Annotated in this window: 1 rRNA gene; it reads left to right on the forward strand. The window is 50.5% G+C overall.

Annotated elements, in window-relative coordinates:
* Nucleotides 1-214: ribosomal RNA gene (locus KO538_RS29810) — 23S ribosomal RNA — on the forward strand; the annotation flags it as partial.

The raw sequence follows: 214 nt of genomic DNA on the forward strand, positions 1-214 counted from the left end.
ATGGGGGGACGGATCGCGGAAGGTTGTCCAACTGTTGGAATAGTTGGTTTTTGGCTCATAGAAGGCACTTAGGCAAATCCGGGTGCGCAATTCAAGGGGTTGAGACGAGTGAACTTGTTCACGAAGCAATCGGAAGTGGTTCCAAGAAAAGCCTCTAAGCTTCAGTCATACGAGACCGTACCGCAAACCGACACAGGTGGGCGAGATGAGTATT

Origin of the sequence: Janthinobacterium sp. NKUCC08_JDC (assembly GCF_019345575.1) — a bacterium.
GTDB classification, from domain to species: domain Bacteria; phylum Pseudomonadota; class Gammaproteobacteria; order Burkholderiales; family Burkholderiaceae_D; genus Janthinobacterium; species Janthinobacterium aestuarii.